We start from the raw sequence: 16,230 nt of genomic DNA, 5'->3' as shown, positions 1-16,230 counted from the left end.
CGACAGCACCTGCTCCGCGCGCGACATCACACCCACCGCCGTCCGGCCGAAGGGGCGTGCAGCCCCGCGTGCCCGGGAGGGAACACGCACTGCTCACCGGCAGGGCCCTTCCGCTGGCACTTCGTGATCACGTACTGATCCGGGAGCGGCACCGCCTGCCCCTGGTGCTCCGCGTACCCCGCGGGCAGATCCGTCGGCAGGTCGAGCTGCGCGTCGAACCGGTCCAGGTCCCGCTTCACGACCGCGCGGAGCCAGTCCAGCCCCCACGTCGTGTGCTGCGCCGCGACGAACGGGTCGACGAGCTCGGGGAACGCGGCCTGCAGCTTCTCCCGGTTCGCGAGATCCGCAGCGGACACGGTCGCCAGGAGGCGGTTCACGAAGTGACCACCGTCGACACCGAGGTTCCGGTCGCCCAGCACCCACAGGATGTGCTGCGCCGTCTCCACGGTCACCTTCGGGCGCGGCTTCGTCGCCGGCACTGCGGCGGTCATCGCTGACCACCCTCGAGGAAGCCTGCCGGGGACTCGACCGGGGGGAGGGTCGACGGCTGGGGGGAGACCTCATCCCCGGCAGGCAGCTTGCGAGCGAACACCCACACGACACCGAACGGCGCCAGGAAGACGAGGAGGTCCGCAGAGTTGATCCCGGGCATGAGCGCGAACGGGACGAGAACGATCGACGCAGCGACGATCAGGGCGGCGAGTGCGAACCGGGCCATCATGCTGCGACCTCGCGCTCGGCTCGCTCGGCAGCCTCGGCGATGATCCGCTCGGTTTCGATGCGGATCTTCTCCTCGAGGTAGATCGCTGCAGCAGCGTCGATCGCCTCCTGGCGGGTGGGGGAGGCGCTCATGATGCGAGCGCCTCAACGTCAGCGTCCGCCTCGGACGTTTCGGTCGCTTCGATGACCTGGACGACCTCGCCGAGGCCGAGGCCGAAGGCCGTCGCGATCCCGATGACGGAACGGAGCGTGGGCTCCTCTCCCGCGCGAAGACGCTGAAGCGTGGGCCGGCTAACTCCGATCAGACGGGCGAAAGCCTCGTCGCTCTTCACGCCGGACTGAAGACGGAGACGGTCGATCAGACCCGGGCGAATCATCGCCGTCTGGATCGCCTGCGAACCACTTGGAATCTGCATGCACCAAATGTCACCCCACCGTTCCATTTTGTCAAGCGGACGTTCAAATTGGCTTGCGCACGTTCCGCGAATGGTTCATAGTTGAGCCATGAACGACTCCACGAGGTGGCTTGACGACGTGCGCGGTAAGGACTCCATCCGTGAGGTGGCTCGGAAGGTGGGCACGACTCACGCGACTCTGAATCGGCAGGCCAACGAGGACGCCATGTCCTTCGAGATCGTCCGGACCATCTCGCGCGTGTACGGTCGGCCCGTTCTCGCGGATCTCGTCCGGCTGGGCCACCTCGATCAGAGCGACCTCGGAGAAAGCGACGCAGCGACAGCTCTGCGCGCAGCGCGGGAAGAAGATCTCGTCGCGGAGGTCGGCAGACGACTGGGTCTGAGCGGGTCGATCCTCTTGGACCTCCCCATCTCGGCAGCGGTCGCCGCCTCCAACGTCGTGCGAGGTTCCTTCGGTGGTGTCGGAGGGGACGGTCAGGATGAGCCGGACATCAAGCAGCCGCCCGCGAAGCAGCGCACGGCAGCGAAGAAGGGCACCCGCAAGGGTGACGCTGCACCACACGCGGAATGAGAACGGGGGACGGGGGGATCATGAAGGAACTGCTGCAGCTGGCTAGCCGGATGGGTATCTCCGTCCACGGAGCGCACCTGGAGCCTGGTGTCTTCGGGGAGTGGTACGAGGACGAGCGTGAGGTCTACTTCGACCTGAAGCTGTGCCCGTCCGAAAGAGACACCACGGTGGCCCACGAACTCGGCCACGCGCATCACGGGCACGCGTGCGAGGATGACCCGAACGCGGAGCAGCAGGCAGACATCTTCGCTGCCCGACTCCTCATCGATCCTGCTGAGTACGCACGCCTTGAGCAGAGCGGCCTGCTCCCGCACGACATCGCCGACGAGCTGGGCGTGACCTACGACCTGGTCAACGTGTTCATGCAGCACTGCCTAGTGAAGCTCCGCGGCGTGACCTACGCAGGCTCCCGGCTTGGCATCGGTATGTTCCGTCACCGCGAGTGGGTCGCCTGATGCTCTCTGCGACCGTGTGCGCCTCACCTTCCGTGGTGCGGCGCGTCAGGGTGTCCCGGTGAGCCCGCGTCCCCTCGCGCGCCTCAATCGCCGCCGCGCGGTTCTCTACCTCCGGCAGTCGACATACCGCGAAGAGTCCATCTCCCTCGAACTGCAGGAAGCCGCAGCCCGCGCTTACTGCGAGCGGCAGGGATATGACGTCATCGCTGTGGAGGCCGACCCCGGGATCTCGGGCCGAACTTGGCAGCGACCCGCTGTGCAGCGCGTCATGGGGATGATCGATGACGGATCAGCCGATGTCGTCGTCCTCTGGCGCTGGTCGCGGCTCTCCCGCTCTCGGAAGGACTGGGCGCTCGCTGCGGACCGGGCCGACGTCGCCGGCGGCAGCATCGAGTCCGCCACAGAACCGAACGACGCCACCGCCGCCGGCCGATTCGCTCGAGGCGTCATGACCGAACTCGCCGCGTTCGAGTCGGAGCGGATCGGGGAGCAGTGGAAGGAGACGCACGATCGGCGTCGACGACTCGGGCTTCCTGCAGATGGGGCTGAGCGGTATGGGTACGAGAAGCGAGATGGCTGGTACCACCCGCATCCGACACAGGCGCCGATCCTCGCCGAGATGTACCGGCGTTACCTGCGCGGTGAAGGCTTCACCCGGATCATAAAGTGGCTGAACGAGTCAGGGCACACCACGCGACGTGGAGGCACCTGGTCGCGGGTTACGTTGACCCACCTTCTGGACGCCGGTTTCGGGGCGGGCAAGATCATCCAGCGGCCGACAACGAACAGCAAGCGGGACTGGCGGATCAGCGAAGCAATGTTTCACCCCGGAGCGCAGACACCCGTCATCACCGAAGCCGAGTGGGACCAATACGTCTCCCTGAGGCTGGACGCCCCGAAGGCCGCCGCCACGATCGAACCGAAGTACATCCTCACGGGACTCATCGTGTGCGGCGACTGCGGCGCCCCGATGCACGTCGGCAATCAGGGCCTGAAGGACTACAAGTGCTCCCGCGCCAACCAGTTCCGGGACGTCCCTGGTATGTACATGACCCGGGCTCTCGTCGAGCAGCGCGTCCGCGAGTGGGTAGAGGAGCTCGCTGCCGACGTGGACGGTTCGATGGAACGTCAGGCGCGGCTCCGTGAGCGCGCCGTCGTACAGCTCGACAACGCCAGCACCCTCGACCGGAAGATCGCTGACCTCACCGACAGGATGGGTCGCATCACCATTCGATGGTCATCAGGAGATCTGCCGGAGGCGGCCTACACCGCGTCGATCGCTCAGCTGGATGCAGACCTCGCAGCGCTGAAGGAACGTCGGCGCCGAGCCGCGCCAGTCCCTCGGGTCGAGGTCGACCCGCAGCGGCTCGCCGCCGACCTCGCGGGCGACTGGGACAACCTGAGCGTCGTGGGAGCTCGCAACCTGCTCCGAGCGGTCATCAGCGAGATCCGCATCGTGAAGCCCACCCGGCAAGGAACCGGTGTGTGGCGCGAGCGGGTACAGATCACCCCCACCTGGGCGGCTCCTATCGGTTGACGCACACGCGTGCACGTCGTCATCCCCGACATCACGCGCCGGCACTGGGCGGTGAACATCCGGAAGTTCCTCACCCGCTTCCGTACCCTGGACGACCTCGTCACCGCCGGGTCCGTCGCCCCCGAGGCGGCGGCGATCCTCCGCACCGCGATGTGCGAGGGTACGAGCGTCGTCGTCTCGGGCGCGACGCACGCCGGCAAGACCACGCTGCTCGGCGCCCTCATCGCCGCCGCACCGGCGCACCACCGCATCGTGACGGTGGAGGAGACGTTCGAGTTGAACGCGCAGGCCCCCGACCTCGTCGCGCTGCAGGGCCGTCAGCCCAGCCTCGAAGGGACCGGCGAGGTGTCGCTGCGCCGGCTCGTGAAGGAAGCGCTCCGCATGCGGCCGGACCGCCTCGTCGTCGGCGAGGTCCGCGATGCGGAGGCCCTCGACCTGCTGCTCGCCCTGAACACGGGCGTCCCGGGCGCCGCCACGATCCACGCGAACTCGGCGCCCGACGCGCTCCGCAAGCTCGGCTCGCTCCCGCTGCTGGCCGGGCGGAACATCGACCGTGACTTCCTCCTGCCCGCGATCGCCGCCTCGGTCGGTCTGGTCGTCCACTGCCGGCGGGATGCCGACGGTCGCCGCGCCGTCGTGGAGATCGTCGCGCCGACCGGCCGTGTCGTCGCCGGCGTGGTCGAGACCCGCAGGCTCTTCGGGGGTGCTCCGGCATGACCGTCCTCCTCGGCATCACCCTCGCGGCGGGCATTCTGCTCGCCCTGTCACCGTGGCTCTGGCCACCGCGCGCGGGGGAGCCGGCGCCCGTGCGGCGCGATGCGGCATCCGCTCGTCTCCTGCAGAGCGCCGGATTCGGCCATGCGACGCCCGGGCACCTCGCGGCGGTCTCCTGTGCCGCGGCGGCGCTCTCGGGGGCGATCGTCTGGCTCGTCACCGCCCTGCCCGCGTTCGCGGCCGTCGCAGCTGTGGCGGGATTCTTCGCGCCCGCCGGGTGGCTGCGGGGTCGCGCCCGCCGGCGTCAGAAGAGCCGCCGTCAGCTGTGGCCGGACGTGTGCGACCTCCTCGTCGCCTCGGTACGGTCCGGGATGTCGCTTCCCGACGCGGTCTCCGCGCTCGGCGAGGTCGGGCCGCCGCCGCTGCGCCCCGCGTTCGCGGCCTTCGCGTCGGACGTGTCGGCGTCGGGGCACTTCGACTCGAGCGCGCTGCGCCTCAAGGCCCGGCTGGCCGACCCGGTCGCCGACCGCATCATCGAGGCGCTCCGGATGGCGCGTCAGGTCGGCGGGACGGAGCTCACGAGCGTCCTCCGCGCGCTGTCCGCCTCGGTGCGGGCTGACGCGGCGCTGCGCGCCGAGATCGAAGCGCGTCAGTCCTGGATCCGCGGGGCCGCGGTGCTCGGCGTCGTCGCGCCGTGGATCATCCTCGGCCTGCTCGCCCTGCGTCCCGAAGGAGCGACGGCCTACAGCAGCCCCGAGGGCGTCGCGGTGATCCTGCTCGGCGCCGCCGTCTCGGTGGTCGCGTTCCGTCTCATGGTCGGCATCGGACGTCTCCCCGAGCCTCGGCGGTGGTTCGCATGAACGCCCTGACGGAGCTCGCGCTCGCGATCGTGCTCGGCGGCGCCTTCGCGGCCGGCGTCGTGCTCGTCGCGACCCGCGTGCCACGGCTGGCGGCGCCCACGCTGTCGCGGCGCATCGCGCCCTATCTTCGGGACATCGCCGACCCGCGCGGTCTCACCCCCCTCGAGTCCGCCGGGACGGACTGGCGCACGCGCCGCGATCGATTCATGGCCGCGTTCGGGGGAGCCGCCCGTCTCGAGCAGCGGCTGCGGCAGGCCGGCTGGACGCAGGATGCGGCCGGGTTCCGTGCGCGGCAACTCACCTGGATCGTGGTGGGTGCACTGGCGGGAGGGGCCGTCCTGGTCCTTCTGGCCCTCGTCGGCCGGATGAGTCCGGGAGCCGTGCTGCTTCCTCCGGTGGCCGGGGCGGCCGCGGCGGCCGTGCTGGATCTGCGGCTGACGTCGGCGGGGCGCCGACGCCGGGCGCGCGTCGAGGAGGAGCTGCCGACGCTCCTCGAGTTCCTCTCGCTCTGCCTCGCCGCGGGCGAAGGCCTGCGCGACGCCCTCCGCCGCGTCGGGGAGATCGGCTCGGGTGAGTTGACGGCGGAGATCCGCCGCGCCGTCCTCGACAGCGGAACCGGGTCGAACCTGTCGGACGCCCTCGTGGACCTCGGCCGGCGGCTCGACGTGCCGGCACTGTCGCGCGCGCTCGAGCACCTCGTCGCGGCCATCGACCGCGGTGCGCCGTTGGCGGGGGTCCTGCAGGCGCAGGCCGGCGACGCCCGCGAGGACGCAAAACGCTCGCTCATCGAACGCGCCGGCAAGAAGGAGATCGCGATGCTCTTCCCGATCGTCTTCCTGCTGCTGCCCATGAGCGTCCTCTTCGCCGTCTTCCCCGGCATCGTCATGCTGCGGCTCGGGGTCGGCTGACACCTGACCGAAAGGAGAACATCATGATCCGTTCCACTCTGTCCCGTTTGCGCACCGCCTGGGGTGCCGTGCTCGGGGACGTCCGCGACGATGAGCGGGGCGACGTGCCCGGCTGGGTGTTGATCACCCTCATGACCGCCGGACTCGTCGTCGTCATCTGGGCCCTGGCAGGTCCCGCGCTCGCCCAGCTCTTCGAGCAGGCGATCGACCAGGTCTCGAGCTTCTGAGGACGTCGACGTGCGCCGGCTGCTCTCCGATGAACGCGGCTCGACTCCGGTCGAGTTCGTGCTCGTCGGCGTGCTGCTGACCGTGCTCACCCTCGGTGTCCTGCAACTGGGGCTCGCCGTGTACGTCCGCAACGTCGTCCACGACGCGGCGGTCGAGGGGGCGTACCACGCGGCCCTCGCCGATGTGGAGACCGCGGCGGGGGCGCAGCGCGCCCGGGATGTCGTGGAGCGCGCCGTGGGCGACGGTTTCGTCGAGAGTGCCACCGCTTCGGAATCGACCGCGCTCGGGTACGACACCGTCGCGGTGACCGTGACGACACGGCTGCCCCTCATCGGCCTCCTCGGCGTGCCGCACGGGTGGGAGGTGACCGTCCATGCCCCGGCGGAGACCTTCGAGTGATCGCCTCCTCGGCGACGAGCGCGGGTCGGCCGCACTCGAGTTCATCGTGGGCGGTGTCATCCTCCTCGTCCCGATCGTCTACCTCATCGTCACCCTCGGGATCATCCAGTCGCACGCGCTGGGCGTCGAGGCGGCCTCTCGGCATGTCGCACGCGCCGTCGCGTCAGCGGAGAGCGTGCAGGATGCCGACGCCCGGGCAGCGGCGGTCCTCGACTCCCTCGTGCGCGAGTACGAGATCGACGCGGACACGCTCGCCGTGGACGTTTCCTGCGTCGGCCGGCCGACGGAGTGCCCGGGCGCAGGCGAGACCGTTCGGGTGACGGTCGCGGCCTCCGTGTCGCTGCCGCTCGTGCCGCCGGTCCTCGGGCTCGACGAGGCGACCCGCGTGGGCGTCGAGTCGTCGTCCGTGCAGAAGGTCTCGCGCTACTGGAGCGACGGATGAAGGCCCGCGACGAGGACGGCAGCATCCTGATCCTGACGATCGGCTACGCGCTCCTGGCACTGGTGCTCGTCTTCGTGTGCGTCGACGCGACGAGTCTGTACCTCGCGCAGAAGCGGACGCAGGCGGCCGCGGATGCCGCGGCTCTCGCAGGCGCCGACGGGTTTACGCTCGACGTGCACGAGGATCAGCCGCGCGCGGAGCTGACGGATGCCGGCGTGCGGGAGCAGGCGGAGGCGCTGGTCGCGGCGGACGGCGAGGTCGCGCTCGTCTCGGCATCCACCCCCGACGGGGTGTCGGCCCGCGTGACGGTGTCGACGACGTGGCATCCACCGATCTCGTCGATCTTCGTCCCCGCGGGGGTGGTGCTCGATGCGACCGCGACGAGCCGCACCTCGCTGGACTGAACCGATGGACGAGAATGACGTCATGGTTCCGGGGACCGATGCCACCGACCCGCACTCGTGCCGGATGATGAGCACGATGGTGGCCGACCCGCGATTCGCGGTGCGGTACAGCCCTCGTGATCGCAGCCACGCGATCGAGGAACGCGGCGACCACGCCCCCGGCGACCTGCGGGTCGTCCAGCGGATCGACGACGAGGGCAACCCCGTCCTGGGGCCGGAGCCGTGATCACCCGAGGGAGCCGGCGCGGCGATCAGCCTTCTGCAGCCCTGCGGATGAGCTCGAATCGCCGATCCGTCTCGGCGCGCTCGGCCGCAACGGTCGTGACCGTGTCGGGATCGGCGGGTGCGAACACGTCAACGAGGTCGCCGACGCGGTCCTCACCCATCCGATAGGCGCGCAGCGCGCCGCCCTGATCCCGCGCCATCCCGCTCGGCCAGACGTCGGCCTGCGCACCGACGACGCCGATGCGCCAGCCCCGCGGCTCGAGGTGCTCGCGAACCCGGCACAGAGCCTCGAAGGCGTCATCGGCGACCTCTTCGATCGTCTCGACGGCGTCGGAGGACAGCGAGACGGCGTAGCGCCACCCCTCCCGGCGCCAGGTGAGGCTCGCGCGGACCGTGAGGTCGCCCCGACGCATCGCGATCGCCGTCGTGTCGCTGGTCATGGGCGGCGGTCCACGTGCGGCAGGAAACGGGGCAACCAGCGCACGAAGGCGACGGCACCCAGCACGCCGATCAGACCGACCGCCCCGGCGGCGAACGACAGGGACGAGATCGCGGTGATGCCGGTCACGATCAGCGGGGTCGTGGCACCACCGGCATCCGTCAGCGTCCGCCAGGACCCGAGGAAGGGAGCGGGATCGTCCTTGGGAGCGAGATCCGCACCGATGGTGAGGAGGATGCCGCTGGACAACCCGTTCCCGACGCCGAGGACGGCGGCGAACATCGCGAACCACATCTCGGCGGACGCTCCGTCGTGGGTCACGGAGAGGGCGAGGAAGCCGCTACCCATCAGGATCATCGCCGGCAGCGCGGCCCAGAGGCGTCCGAAGCGGTCCATGACCTGGCCGCTCGCATAGAAGAGGGCGAAGTCGAGCGCCCCGGAGATGCCGACGACGAGGGCGATCGTCTGCGCCTCGAGGCCGATCGACACACCCCACAGCGGCAGCACCACCTGACGGGCCGACCGCACGGCCGACAGGCACGCCGCTGCGAGTCCCACGCGCGAAAGCACCCGCCGGTGCCGCCACATCGTCCGGAACACGCCGATGCGCTCGGCCACCGGGATCGATCCCGTCACCGGCTCGCCCGAGTCCTCGGCATCGTGGCTGTGCACGGGCTGCGCGACGAACTGCTTCTCCGGATCGGGACCGAAGGTGACGAGGACGATGAGGGCCGCGAGGCAGACGGCGAAGAACCAGATGGTCGCCTGCTCGTCGCCGAACAATCCGATGAGCGCGGCGGCGATGAACGGGCCGGTGAACATGCCGAGCCGGAACGTGCCGCCGAGCAGCGAGAGGGCGCGGGCGCGGAACAGCACCGGCACACGCGTCGTCATGAAGGAGTGCCGCGCCAAGCCGAACGCCGCGGCGCAGAACCCGATGAGGAAGACGGCGCCGGCGAACACGGGCAGCGACGGCAGGAGTGCGGCCGTCAGGGAGACCACGAGGGCGAGGGCTCCGGCGGCGATCATCGTGGCCCGTTCGCCGACGCGCGCGACGGCCCAGCCGGCGGGGAGGTTCCCGATGAGCTGGCCCACGACGAGCATCGACGCGATCAGCGCCGAGAGGGCGACGTCGGCGCCGAGGGAGCCGGCGAGACTCGGGATGAGGGGGAGGACCGCACCCTCGCCGATGGCGAACAGGACGGTCGGTGCATAGACCATGGGGCCGAATCGCCAGAGCACATCTCGAGCAGCGGGGGAGTCGGGGCGGTCGGTCATCCCCATCCACGTTACTCTGGAGTGTCATGCTTGAATTCGATCCGTCTGCGGACATCCAGGCCCTCCGTTCCACCTTCGGTGAGATCAAGGCGGTCGTCGACGTCGACGCTCTCTCCGCCGAGATCGCCCGTCTGTCCGAAGAGGCGGGCGCCCCCGACCTCTGGGACGACGTCGAGAAAGCACAGAAGGTCACCAGCGCCCTCAGCCACCGCCAGTCCGAGCTCAAGCGCGTCACCGAGGTGGAGCAGCGGCTCGACGACCTCGAGGTGCTCGTCGAGCTCGCGCAGGAGATGGACGACGAGGACTCCGCCGAGGAGGCCCGCCGGGAGATCGCCGACCTCGAGAAGGTCATCAGCCAGCTCGAGGTGCAGACGCTCCTCGACGGCGAGTACGACGACCGCGGGGCGGTCGTCACGATCCGCTCCGGCGCCGGCGGCGACGATGCCACCGACTTCGCCGAGATGCTCATGCGCATGTACCTGCGCTGGGCCGAACGCCACAAGTACCCCGTCAAGGTGATGGACACCTCCTACGCCGAGGGCGCCGGGATCAAGTCCGCCACCTTCGAAGTGGATGCGCCGTACGCGTATGGCACGCTCTCGGTCGAGGCGGGCACCCACCGCCTCGCGCGGATCAGCCCCTTCGGCTCGGCCGACAAGCGCCAGACGAGCTTCGCCGCCGTCGAGGTGATCCCCGTCATGGAGGAGGCCCAGGAGGTCGACATCCCCGAGGGCGACATCCGCGTCGACGTGTTCCGGTCGTCGGGGCCCGGCGGACAGTCGGTCAACACGACCGACTCGGCCGTGCGACTGACCCACATCCCGACGGGCATCGTCGTCTCGATGCAGAACGAGAAGAGCCAGATCCAGAACCGCGCGGCCGCGATGCGCGTCCTGCAGACCCGACTCATGCTGCTGCAGAAGGAGGAGGAGGCGGCGAAGAAGAAGGAGCTCGCCGGCACCATCACCGCGAGCTGGGGCGACCAGATGCGCTCGTACTTCCTCTACGGTCAGCAACTCGTGAAGGACCTGCGCACGGGACACGAGGTGGGCAACCCCGCGGTCGTGTTCGACGGCGACCTCGACGGCTTCATCGCGGCCGGCATCCGCTGGCGCAAGCGCAAGGACGACGACGACTGAGTCGACGCGGAGGAATCTCTTCGAGATTTTCTCATCCACCTGCATCCACAGTCGGTGGACCGCGGGAATACCTCTGTGAAAGCGCGAACACCTCGCGCCGAATCAGAAGGAGTTCCCATGCGCAAGACACTCTCTGCGGGCGTCGCCCTCGGTGCCGCCGTGGCATTCGCTGCATTCGCCCCCGCATCCGCTGCCACGTCGGACACGGCCGACCTCGCGGTGCTCCACGCGATCCCGGACACCCCCGTCGACGTGTACGTCAACGGCGACCTGACGATCGACGACTTCCAGCCGGGTGACCTCGGCGGTCCGCTCGAGCTTCCCGGCGGAACCTACTCGGTCGCGCTGACCGCCGCGGACGCCACCGACGACTCCGATCCGGTCCTCGGCCCCATCGACCTCACCCTCGAGGCCGGCATGAACTACACCGCGGTCGCGCACCTCGACGCCGAGGGCACCCCCACTGCGAACCTTTTCACGAACGACACCTCCGAGACCGCTGCCGGTGAGGGTCGTCTGACGGTGCGCCACGTGGCCGCCGCTCCGGCGGTCGACGTGCTCGCCGGCGGCGAGGCGGTCATCACCGGCCTCACCAACCCCAGCGAGGAGTCGCTCGACCTGCCCGCCGGCACAGTGAGCGCGGCCGTCGCGCTCGAGGGCACGACCGACCCGGTCATCGGCCCGGCCGACGTCGAGGTCCAGGAGGGCGTCCTGACGATCGCCTACGCCTGGGGCTCGGCCGAGGACGGCAACCTCGCCCTGGCCACGCAGACCATCGACGGTCTGCACTCCGGCCCCGACGGTGTCAACACCGGTTCGGCGGGCCTCGTCGCCGAGAACGGCCCGAACGGCTGGCTCATCGCCGGTGGTGCCGCCCTCATCGCCGGCCTCGTCGCCGGTGGTGTGCTCGTCGCCCGTACCTCGGCTGCGCGCCGCTGAGGTCCTGACATGCGCCGCCTGTCGATCATCGCCGTCACGCTGACGGCCCTGATACTGGCGGCCTGCGCACCGGTGTCGGAGGCGGAATCACCCCCCTCCGACACCGGTTCGGGCGCGACCGGGACGGTCTCCCCTCGACCGGCGGCTCCCACGCCGCAGGTCTCCGTCCCGGTCGCTCCCGCCACTCCGCAGGCCGTCGTGCGCGCTCCGGCACCGGAGCGGCTCGCCATCTCGTCGCTGGACGTCGACATGCCGGTGGAGGCGGTCGGGGTGCAGGACAGCGGTGAGATGGAGATCCCGGAACGTCCGTCGATCGCGGGGTGGTACCGCTTCGGCAAGGCTCCCGCCGACGCCGAGGGCACGACCGTGATCGCGGCCCACGTGGACGACCGGGAGTACGGTGTGGGACCGCTCGCCAGACTGCGTGAGGCGAAGGAGGGCGACGAGGTGACGGTGACGGATGCCGACGGCACGGTCACCACCTACGTCACCGAGTCGGTCACGTACATCCCCCGCGCGGAGCTCCCCGTGGACGAGCTGTTCACCCGCGAGGGTCCGCGGACCCTCGCCGTCATCACCTGCGGTGGTGATTTCGATCAACAGACCCGCACCTACAGCGATAACGTGGTGCTCATTGCGAAGGCGCAGTCGTGACCATCACGGCCCCGCCTCGACTCGCCGCACGGAAGGAGCAGGCCGTCGACGACGACACCCACCTCGCTGAGCGTTTCGCGGCGGGTGACGAGACCGCGGTAAAGGCGATGTACGACCGGTGGTCGCGCATCGTGTACACCCTGGCCGTCCGCTCGCTCGGCGATACGACCGAGGCGGAGGACGTCACACAGCGCACGTTCGTCTCGGCGTGGACCTCCCGGTCGTCGTACCGCGTGGACGGGGCGCCTCTCGGCGCGTGGCTCATCACGATCGCGCGTCGCCGCATCGCCGACGCCCACGAGGCCCGTGCCCGCGCGGCACGTCTCGAGGAGGCGTTGAAGGCGGTCGTCCCCGACGAGGTCGCCGAACACGACGTCTCCGACGCGATGCTCGTGGCCGACGAGGTCGCCCAGCTCGAGCCCGACGCCCGTGCCGTCCTGGCGCTGGCGTTCTACGAGGATCTGACCCACCAGCAGATCTCCGACAGACTGGGGATGCCGCTCGGCACCGTCAAAAGCCACATCCGACGAAGTCTCACCCGCCTGCGAACCCGATTGGAGGCGCACCATGTCACATCTTGACCCCGAGGTCGCCGCCCTCCTGGCGATGGGGGAGCAGCCGTCCGCCGACGAGCAGCACCACCTCGATTCCTGCGCGGATTGCACGGCCGAAGTCGCCTCGTTCGCGCGCGCGGTCGCCGCAGGCCGGGCGACCCGCACCGGCGAGGAGCTCCTGACGCCCCCCGACCGCGTCTGGGAGTCCATCCGCAGCGAACTCGCTCTACCGTCGGAGCCGTCGACCGCACCGGAGTCGACGCCCGACGAGCCGACATCCCGTCCCTCCGAGGTGCCGTCGACCGGGGCCCGGCACGTCGCACGTCGCCGGCGGGTCAGTCGTCGCCCGGTGTTCTTCGTGATGGCGGGAGCGGCCGTCGCCGTCGTGGCGATCGTGGCAGGCGTCTGGACGGCCGGGGGCATCGCCCCGCGTCCCGAGATCATCTCCGAGGCCCGGCTCGACGGCTTCCCGACCTGGGCGGGCGCCCAGGGCGAGGCGATGCTCGAGCGCGTCGACGGTCACGACCGCGTCGTGGTCGACCTGACGGCATCCGTCCCCGACGACGGCTACCGCGAGGTGTGGCTGCTCACGTCGGACGCCAGCGACCTGATCAGCCTCGGCGTGCTCGACGGCAGCTCGGGCTCCTTCGACATCCCCGACGACGTCGACCTGTCGCGGTTCACCGTGGTCGACATCTCGCAGGAGGACGTCGACGGGGATCCGGGTCACTCGGGCGACTCGATCGTCCGGGGAACCCTGTCAGCCCCCTGAGCGCGCGGGAGTGTCGCTGACGGATGCGGCGGCCTCGCCGCTTAGGCTCGTCTGGCCATGATCCGCTTCGAAAAGGTCTCCAAGAAGTACCGCGGCACCAGCAAACCCGCCCTCAGCGACGTCGAGTTCGACGTCCAGCGCGGGGAGTTCGTGTTCCTCGTCGGCGCGTCGGGGTCGGGGAAGTCGTCGTGCCTGCGCCTCATCCTCCGCGAGGACACCGCCTCCGACGGTCGCGTCGTCGTCCTCGGACGGGATGTGCGAGGTCTGAGCACGCGCAAGGTCCCCTACTTCCGTCGTCACATAGGGTCGGTCTTCCAGGACTTCCGTCTGCTGCCGAACAAGACCGTCTTCCAGAACGTCGCGTTCTCGCTGCAGGTCATCGGGTCGAGTCGCGCGTTCATCCAGCAGTCCGTCCCCGAAGCCCTCGCCCTGGTGGGCCTGGCGGGCAAGGAGAAGCGCCTGCCGCACGAGCTCTCGGGCGGTGAGCAACAGCGTGTCGCGATCGCGCGCGCCATCGTCAACCGGCCGCAGATCCTGCTCGCCGACGAGCCGACCGGAAACCTCGACCCGGGAACCTCCATCGACATCATGCAGTTGCTGGCCCGCATCAACGCCGGCGGTACGACCGTCGTGATGGCGACCCACGAGGCGGGCTTCGTCGACCAGATGCAGCGCCGCGTCATCGAGCTGCGCGGTGGCGTGGTCGTGCGCGACGAGCGCCACGGCGGCTACGGCGACACATCGGGCTTGCCCGTCCTCACGCCCGAGACGGTCAAGGGCGCGGCGGCCACGGCGGCGCTCACGGCCGTCCTCGAACTGCAGAAGCAGATCGCGACCGGCGACACGGGGGCGGTCGAGCCCCTCCCGGACCCGATCGAGCCTCCCGCCCCGCAGCCCGAGACGGTGCTGCCCGCCGTCCCCGTCGTGCAGGACCCGCCCCCGGTGACCGAGGTGCAGACGGATGCCGCGGCCCGGGCAGCGGCGTCCGAGCCGGACACGGGCACCAGAGGCATCCCGATCGCCCCCGCCGACATCGACCTCGGCGACATCGACGGGCTCGGGGCAGCGGACCGTCTGGGTCTCGGGCACCGCGACGACGACGAAGTGGGGCCCACCGCATGAGAGTTCGTCTGGTCCTCGGCGAGGCCCTCACGGGTCTTCGTCGCAACGCGTCGATGGTGATCTCCGTCATCCTCGTCACCTTCGTGTCGCTCACGTTCGTGGGCGCCGCCCTGCTCATGCAGATGCAGATCGCCAAGATGCAGGGGTACTGGGCCGAGCGCGCCCAGGTCGCGATCTTCATGTGCCGCGACGGGTCGACGGAGACCACCTGCAGCGACGGCGAGGCGACGGACGAACAGCTCGCCGCGGTCAAAGAGAAGCTCGAGAGCCCGGCTCTCGAGGGCATCGTCCGCAGCGTCCGGTTCGAGACACGCGAGGAGGCCTACCAGAACGTTCTCGACCTCATGGGCGAGGACTACAAGGACTTCATCACCCCGGCCCAGTTGAACGAGACGTACTGGGTCAACCTGGTGGATCCCACGCAGACGGATGTCATCGACGAGGCGTTCTCGGGAACGCAGGGCGTCGAGGGGGTGACCGACCAGATGGAGTATCTGCAGCCGCTGTTCTCGGCGCTCACGATCGCGACCTACTTCGCGGTGGGGATCGCCGGGCTCATGCTCGTGGCGGCCGTGCTCCTCATCGCCACCACCATCCGGCTCTCGGCCTACGCGCGGCGCAAGGAACTCGGCATCATGCGTCTCGTCGGCGCATCCAACCGGTTCATCCAGACGCCGTTCGTCCTCGAGGGCGTCTTCGCCGCCTTCATCGGCTCGGCACTCGCCAGCGTCGCCGTCTGGCTCGGCGTGCAGTACGGCGTGCACGGGTTCCTCGTCGACGAGATCGACTTCGTGACGACGTGGATCGACGGACGGGATGCGCTGCTGGTCATCCCGCTGATCGTGGTTCTCGGTCTCGTGCTGGCGGCGCTGTCGGCCAGCTTCGCCATCCGCCGATGGCTGCGCACCTGAGCGTACGCCTCCGTTAGACTGGCAGGCCGGTCGCGCGCGGAGCGCGGCCGCGTCGAGGAGTCATCATGCCCAGGGAACGCGGGGAACAGGTCATCGCGACCAACCGTCGCGCGCGCCACGAGTACGCCATCGAGAAGACCTACGAGGCCGGTCTCGTGCTGACCGGCACCGAGGTGAAGTCGCTGCGCCAGGGGCGCGCGAACCTGAGCGACGGCTACGCGTTCATCGACGGCGGCCAGGCCTGGCTCGACGCCGTGCACATCCCGGAGTACTCACAGGGTCACTGGACGAACCACGCCGCCAAGCGCACGCGCAAGCTGCTCCTCCACAAGGACGAGATCGTCAAGCTCTCCCACGCGGTCGCCGCCGGCGGCTACACGCTCATCCCGCTCAAGCTGTACTTCTCGGACGGGCGGGCGAAGGTCGAGATCGCCGTCGCGAAGGGTAAGCGCGAGTACGAGAAGCGTCAGACGATCCGCGAACGCGAAGACAAGCGCGAGGCCGAGCGCGCCATGCGCAGCCGCAACCGTCTGGGGGAGTGAC

General features: G+C 69.9%; 24 protein-coding genes and 1 pseudogene. 19 read left to right on the top strand and 6 right to left on the bottom strand.

The genetic code is table 11. The annotated features are described in order from the left end of the window. Positions 1 to 26 precede the first annotated feature (26 nt). From AB0P29_RS01230 to AB0P29_RS01215, 4 genes are read right to left on the bottom strand one after another with little or no spacing between them, the layout of a single operon-like run. A complete protein-coding gene (locus AB0P29_RS01230) occupies positions 27 to 491 on the bottom strand; it encodes a hypothetical protein (protein WP_363377827.1) in 465 nt (154 codons plus the stop codon). Next, positions 488 to 718 carry a hypothetical protein gene (locus tag AB0P29_RS01225; protein ID WP_363377825.1) on the bottom strand — a complete coding sequence of 77 codons (231 nt, stop codon included), beginning with the start codon at positions 716 to 718 and terminating at the stop codon, positions 488 to 490. The genes AB0P29_RS01230 and AB0P29_RS01225 overlap by 4 nt, the downstream gene beginning before the upstream one ends. Then, a complete protein-coding gene (locus AB0P29_RS01220; protein ID WP_363377823.1) occupies positions 718 to 852 on the bottom strand; it encodes a hypothetical protein in 135 nt (44 codons plus the stop codon). Before AB0P29_RS01220 ends, AB0P29_RS01225 begins: the two co-directional genes overlap by 1 nt. Beyond that, on the bottom strand, positions 849 to 1,163 hold the full coding sequence (locus AB0P29_RS01215) for a helix-turn-helix transcriptional regulator (protein ID WP_363377821.1): 315 nt from the start codon (positions 1,161 to 1,163) through the stop codon (positions 849 to 851). Before AB0P29_RS01215 ends, AB0P29_RS01220 begins: the two co-directional genes overlap by 4 nt. A gap of 61 nt (positions 1,164 to 1,224) precedes the next feature. Between AB0P29_RS01215 and AB0P29_RS01210 the strand changes: the two genes are divergently transcribed. The 11 genes and pseudogenes from AB0P29_RS01210 to AB0P29_RS01160 all read left to right on the top strand — a co-directional run bounded on the left by AB0P29_RS01210 (position 1,225) and on the right by AB0P29_RS01160 (position 7,880). Further along, positions 1,225 to 1,707: a hypothetical protein gene (locus AB0P29_RS01210; protein ID WP_363377819.1), complete on the top strand. Its 483-nt coding sequence runs from the start codon at positions 1,225 to 1,227 to the stop codon at positions 1,705 to 1,707. Positions 1,708 to 1,727: 20 nt separating this feature from the next. Beyond that, entirely contained in the window at positions 1,728 to 2,162 is a 435-nt protein-coding gene (locus AB0P29_RS01205; protein WP_363377817.1) for an ImmA/IrrE family metallo-endopeptidase, read from the top strand. 58 nt (positions 2,163 to 2,220) lie between these two features. Further along, complete coding sequence (locus AB0P29_RS01200; protein ID WP_363377815.1) at positions 2,221 to 3,699, top strand: recombinase family protein; 1,479 nt, start codon at positions 2,221 to 2,223, stop codon at positions 3,697 to 3,699. A gap of 3 nt (positions 3,700 to 3,702) precedes the next feature. Next, positions 3,703 to 4,416, top strand: a pseudogene (locus AB0P29_RS01195) (ATPase, T2SS/T4P/T4SS family); the annotation flags it as partial. Continuing rightward, a complete protein-coding gene (locus tag AB0P29_RS01190) occupies positions 4,413 to 5,273 on the top strand; it encodes a type II secretion system F family protein (protein ID WP_363377813.1) in 861 nt (286 codons plus the stop codon). The pseudogene AB0P29_RS01195 and the gene AB0P29_RS01190, both read left to right, overlap by 4 nt. After that, on the top strand, positions 5,270 to 6,181 hold the full coding sequence (locus AB0P29_RS01185) for a type II secretion system F family protein (RefSeq protein ID WP_253034204.1): 912 nt from the start codon (positions 5,270 to 5,272) through the stop codon (positions 6,179 to 6,181). Before AB0P29_RS01190 ends, AB0P29_RS01185 begins: the two co-directional genes overlap by 4 nt. A 23-nt stretch (positions 6,182 to 6,204) precedes the next feature. Next, positions 6,205 to 6,408, top strand: a complete 204-nt coding sequence (locus tag AB0P29_RS01180) for a hypothetical protein (protein WP_217530155.1) — start codon at positions 6,205 to 6,207, stop codon at positions 6,406 to 6,408. Between the two features lie 10 nt (positions 6,409 to 6,418). Next, positions 6,419 to 6,808 carry a TadE/TadG family type IV pilus assembly protein gene (locus tag AB0P29_RS01175; protein ID WP_253034205.1) on the top strand — a complete coding sequence of 130 codons (390 nt, stop codon included), beginning with the start codon at positions 6,419 to 6,421 and terminating at the stop codon, positions 6,806 to 6,808. Next, the gene (locus tag AB0P29_RS01170) at positions 6,783 to 7,250 is read left to right on the top strand and encodes a TadE family protein (protein ID WP_363377810.1); all 468 of its coding nucleotides are present in this window, start codon (positions 6,783 to 6,785) and stop codon (positions 7,248 to 7,250) included. Before AB0P29_RS01175 ends, AB0P29_RS01170 begins: the two co-directional genes overlap by 26 nt. Continuing rightward, positions 7,247 to 7,654, top strand: a complete 408-nt coding sequence (locus AB0P29_RS01165) for a pilus assembly protein TadG-related protein (RefSeq protein ID WP_363377808.1) — start codon at positions 7,247 to 7,249, stop codon at positions 7,652 to 7,654. The genes AB0P29_RS01170 and AB0P29_RS01165 overlap by 4 nt, the downstream gene beginning before the upstream one ends. Positions 7,655 to 7,676: 22 nt before the next feature. Further along, positions 7,677 to 7,880 carry a hypothetical protein gene (locus AB0P29_RS01160; protein ID WP_363377806.1) on the top strand — a complete coding sequence of 68 codons (204 nt, stop codon included), beginning with the start codon at positions 7,677 to 7,679 and terminating at the stop codon, positions 7,878 to 7,880. Between the two features lie 25 nt (positions 7,881 to 7,905). Here AB0P29_RS01160 and AB0P29_RS01155 read toward each other — a convergent pair whose 3' ends face one another. Next, positions 7,906 to 8,319 carry a hypothetical protein gene (locus tag AB0P29_RS01155; protein ID WP_363377804.1) on the bottom strand — a complete coding sequence of 138 codons (414 nt, stop codon included), beginning with the start codon at positions 8,317 to 8,319 and terminating at the stop codon, positions 7,906 to 7,908. Continuing rightward, a complete protein-coding gene (locus AB0P29_RS01150) occupies positions 8,316 to 9,596 on the bottom strand; it encodes an MFS transporter (protein ID WP_363377802.1) in 1,281 nt (426 codons plus the stop codon). The genes AB0P29_RS01155 and AB0P29_RS01150 overlap by 4 nt, the downstream gene beginning before the upstream one ends. 26 nt (positions 9,597 to 9,622) lie before the next feature. On the opposite strand from AB0P29_RS01150, the gene prfB reads away from it, so the two are divergent. The 8 genes from prfB to smpB all read left to right on the top strand — a co-directional run bounded on the left by prfB (position 9,623) and on the right by smpB (position 16,229). Then, complete coding sequence (gene prfB / locus AB0P29_RS01145) at positions 9,623 to 10,735, top strand: peptide chain release factor 2 (RefSeq protein ID WP_064001880.1); 1,113 nt, start codon at positions 9,623 to 9,625, stop codon at positions 10,733 to 10,735. A gap of 117 nt (positions 10,736 to 10,852) precedes the next feature. Next, entirely contained in the window at positions 10,853 to 11,674 is an 822-nt protein-coding gene (locus AB0P29_RS01140; protein ID WP_363377800.1) for a DUF4397 domain-containing protein, read from the top strand. Positions 11,675 to 11,683: 9 nt separating this feature from the next. Continuing rightward, positions 11,684 to 12,328 (top strand): class F sortase, encoded by a 645-nt coding sequence (locus AB0P29_RS01135; RefSeq protein ID WP_363377799.1) that lies wholly within the window; start codon positions 11,684 to 11,686, stop codon positions 12,326 to 12,328. Next, on the top strand, positions 12,325 to 12,909 hold the full coding sequence (locus tag AB0P29_RS01130; protein WP_363377797.1) for a sigma-70 family RNA polymerase sigma factor: 585 nt from the start codon (positions 12,325 to 12,327) through the stop codon (positions 12,907 to 12,909). The genes AB0P29_RS01135 and AB0P29_RS01130 overlap by 4 nt, the downstream gene beginning before the upstream one ends. Next, positions 12,896 to 13,654, top strand: coding sequence for an anti-sigma factor (locus AB0P29_RS01125; protein ID WP_363377795.1), 759 nt, complete (start codon positions 12,896 to 12,898; stop codon positions 13,652 to 13,654). The genes AB0P29_RS01130 and AB0P29_RS01125 overlap by 14 nt, the downstream gene beginning before the upstream one ends. A gap of 57 nt (positions 13,655 to 13,711) precedes the next feature. Next, positions 13,712 to 14,776, top strand: coding sequence for a cell division ATP-binding protein FtsE (gene ftsE / locus AB0P29_RS01120; RefSeq protein ID WP_363377793.1), 1,065 nt, complete (start codon positions 13,712 to 13,714; stop codon positions 14,774 to 14,776). Then, positions 14,773 to 15,687, top strand: coding sequence for a permease-like cell division protein FtsX (ftsX, locus tag AB0P29_RS01115; RefSeq protein WP_217530131.1), 915 nt, complete (start codon positions 14,773 to 14,775; stop codon positions 15,685 to 15,687). Before ftsE ends, ftsX begins: the two co-directional genes overlap by 4 nt. Before the next feature lie 65 nt (positions 15,688 to 15,752). After that, the gene (smpB, locus tag AB0P29_RS01110) at positions 15,753 to 16,229 is read left to right on the top strand and encodes an SsrA-binding protein SmpB (protein ID WP_064001887.1); all 477 of its coding nucleotides are present in this window, start codon (positions 15,753 to 15,755) and stop codon (positions 16,227 to 16,229) included. The last annotated feature ends 1 nt before the right edge of the window (position 16,230 follow it).

This window comes from Microbacterium sp. NPDC080220, assembly GCF_040686395.1.
Classification (GTDB): domain Bacteria; phylum Actinomycetota; class Actinomycetes; order Actinomycetales; family Microbacteriaceae; genus Microbacterium; species Microbacterium gawkjiense.
This window is presented reverse-complemented; position numbering and strand designations above follow the sequence as displayed.

What these genes read in the sequence shown, in the direction of transcription:
- AB0P29_RS01230 (WP_363377827.1), bottom strand. Translation starts at nt 491, where the DNA reads ATGACCGCCGCAGTGCCGGCGACGAAGCCGCGCCCGAAGGTGACCGTG.
- AB0P29_RS01225 (WP_363377825.1), bottom strand. Translation starts at nt 718, where the DNA reads ATGGCCCGGTTCGCACTCGCCGCCCTGATCGTCGCTGCGTCGATCGTT.
- AB0P29_RS01220 (WP_363377823.1), bottom strand. Translation starts at nt 852, where the DNA reads ATGAGCGCCTCCCCCACCCGCCAGGAGGCGATCGACGCTGCTGCAGCG.
- AB0P29_RS01215 (WP_363377821.1), bottom strand. Translation starts at nt 1,163, where the DNA reads ATGGAACGGTGGGGTGACATTTGGTGCATGCAGATTCCAAGTGGTTCG.
- AB0P29_RS01210 (WP_363377819.1), top strand. Translation starts at nt 1,225, where the DNA reads ATGAACGACTCCACGAGGTGGCTTGACGACGTGCGCGGTAAGGACTCC.
- AB0P29_RS01205 (WP_363377817.1), top strand. Translation starts at nt 1,728, where the DNA reads ATGAAGGAACTGCTGCAGCTGGCTAGCCGGATGGGTATCTCCGTCCAC.
- AB0P29_RS01190 (WP_363377813.1), top strand. Translation starts at nt 4,413, where the DNA reads ATGACCGTCCTCCTCGGCATCACCCTCGCGGCGGGCATTCTGCTCGCC.
- AB0P29_RS01185 (WP_253034204.1), top strand. Translation starts at nt 5,270, where the DNA reads ATGAACGCCCTGACGGAGCTCGCGCTCGCGATCGTGCTCGGCGGCGCC.
- AB0P29_RS01180 (WP_217530155.1), top strand. Translation starts at nt 6,205, where the DNA reads ATGATCCGTTCCACTCTGTCCCGTTTGCGCACCGCCTGGGGTGCCGTG.
- AB0P29_RS01170 (WP_363377810.1), top strand. Translation starts at nt 6,783, where the DNA reads ATGCCCCGGCGGAGACCTTCGAGTGATCGCCTCCTCGGCGACGAGCGC.
- AB0P29_RS01165 (WP_363377808.1), top strand. Translation starts at nt 7,247, where the DNA reads ATGAAGGCCCGCGACGAGGACGGCAGCATCCTGATCCTGACGATCGGC.
- AB0P29_RS01160 (WP_363377806.1), top strand. Translation starts at nt 7,677, where the DNA reads ATGGTTCCGGGGACCGATGCCACCGACCCGCACTCGTGCCGGATGATG.
- AB0P29_RS01155 (WP_363377804.1), bottom strand. Translation starts at nt 8,319, where the DNA reads ATGACCAGCGACACGACGGCGATCGCGATGCGTCGGGGCGACCTCACG.
- AB0P29_RS01150 (WP_363377802.1), bottom strand. Translation starts at nt 9,596, where the DNA reads ATGACCGACCGCCCCGACTCCCCCGCTGCTCGAGATGTGCTCTGGCGA.
- prfB (WP_064001880.1), top strand. Translation starts at nt 9,623, where the DNA reads ATGCTTGAATTCGATCCGTCTGCGGACATCCAGGCCCTCCGTTCCACC.
- AB0P29_RS01140 (WP_363377800.1), top strand. Translation starts at nt 10,853, where the DNA reads ATGCGCAAGACACTCTCTGCGGGCGTCGCCCTCGGTGCCGCCGTGGCA.
- AB0P29_RS01135 (WP_363377799.1), top strand. Translation starts at nt 11,684, where the DNA reads ATGCGCCGCCTGTCGATCATCGCCGTCACGCTGACGGCCCTGATACTG.
- AB0P29_RS01125 (WP_363377795.1), top strand. Translation starts at nt 12,896, where the DNA reads ATGTCACATCTTGACCCCGAGGTCGCCGCCCTCCTGGCGATGGGGGAG.
- ftsE (WP_363377793.1), top strand. Translation starts at nt 13,712, where the DNA reads ATGATCCGCTTCGAAAAGGTCTCCAAGAAGTACCGCGGCACCAGCAAA.
- ftsX (WP_217530131.1), top strand. Translation starts at nt 14,773, where the DNA reads ATGAGAGTTCGTCTGGTCCTCGGCGAGGCCCTCACGGGTCTTCGTCGC.
- smpB (WP_064001887.1), top strand. Translation starts at nt 15,753, where the DNA reads ATGCCCAGGGAACGCGGGGAACAGGTCATCGCGACCAACCGTCGCGCG.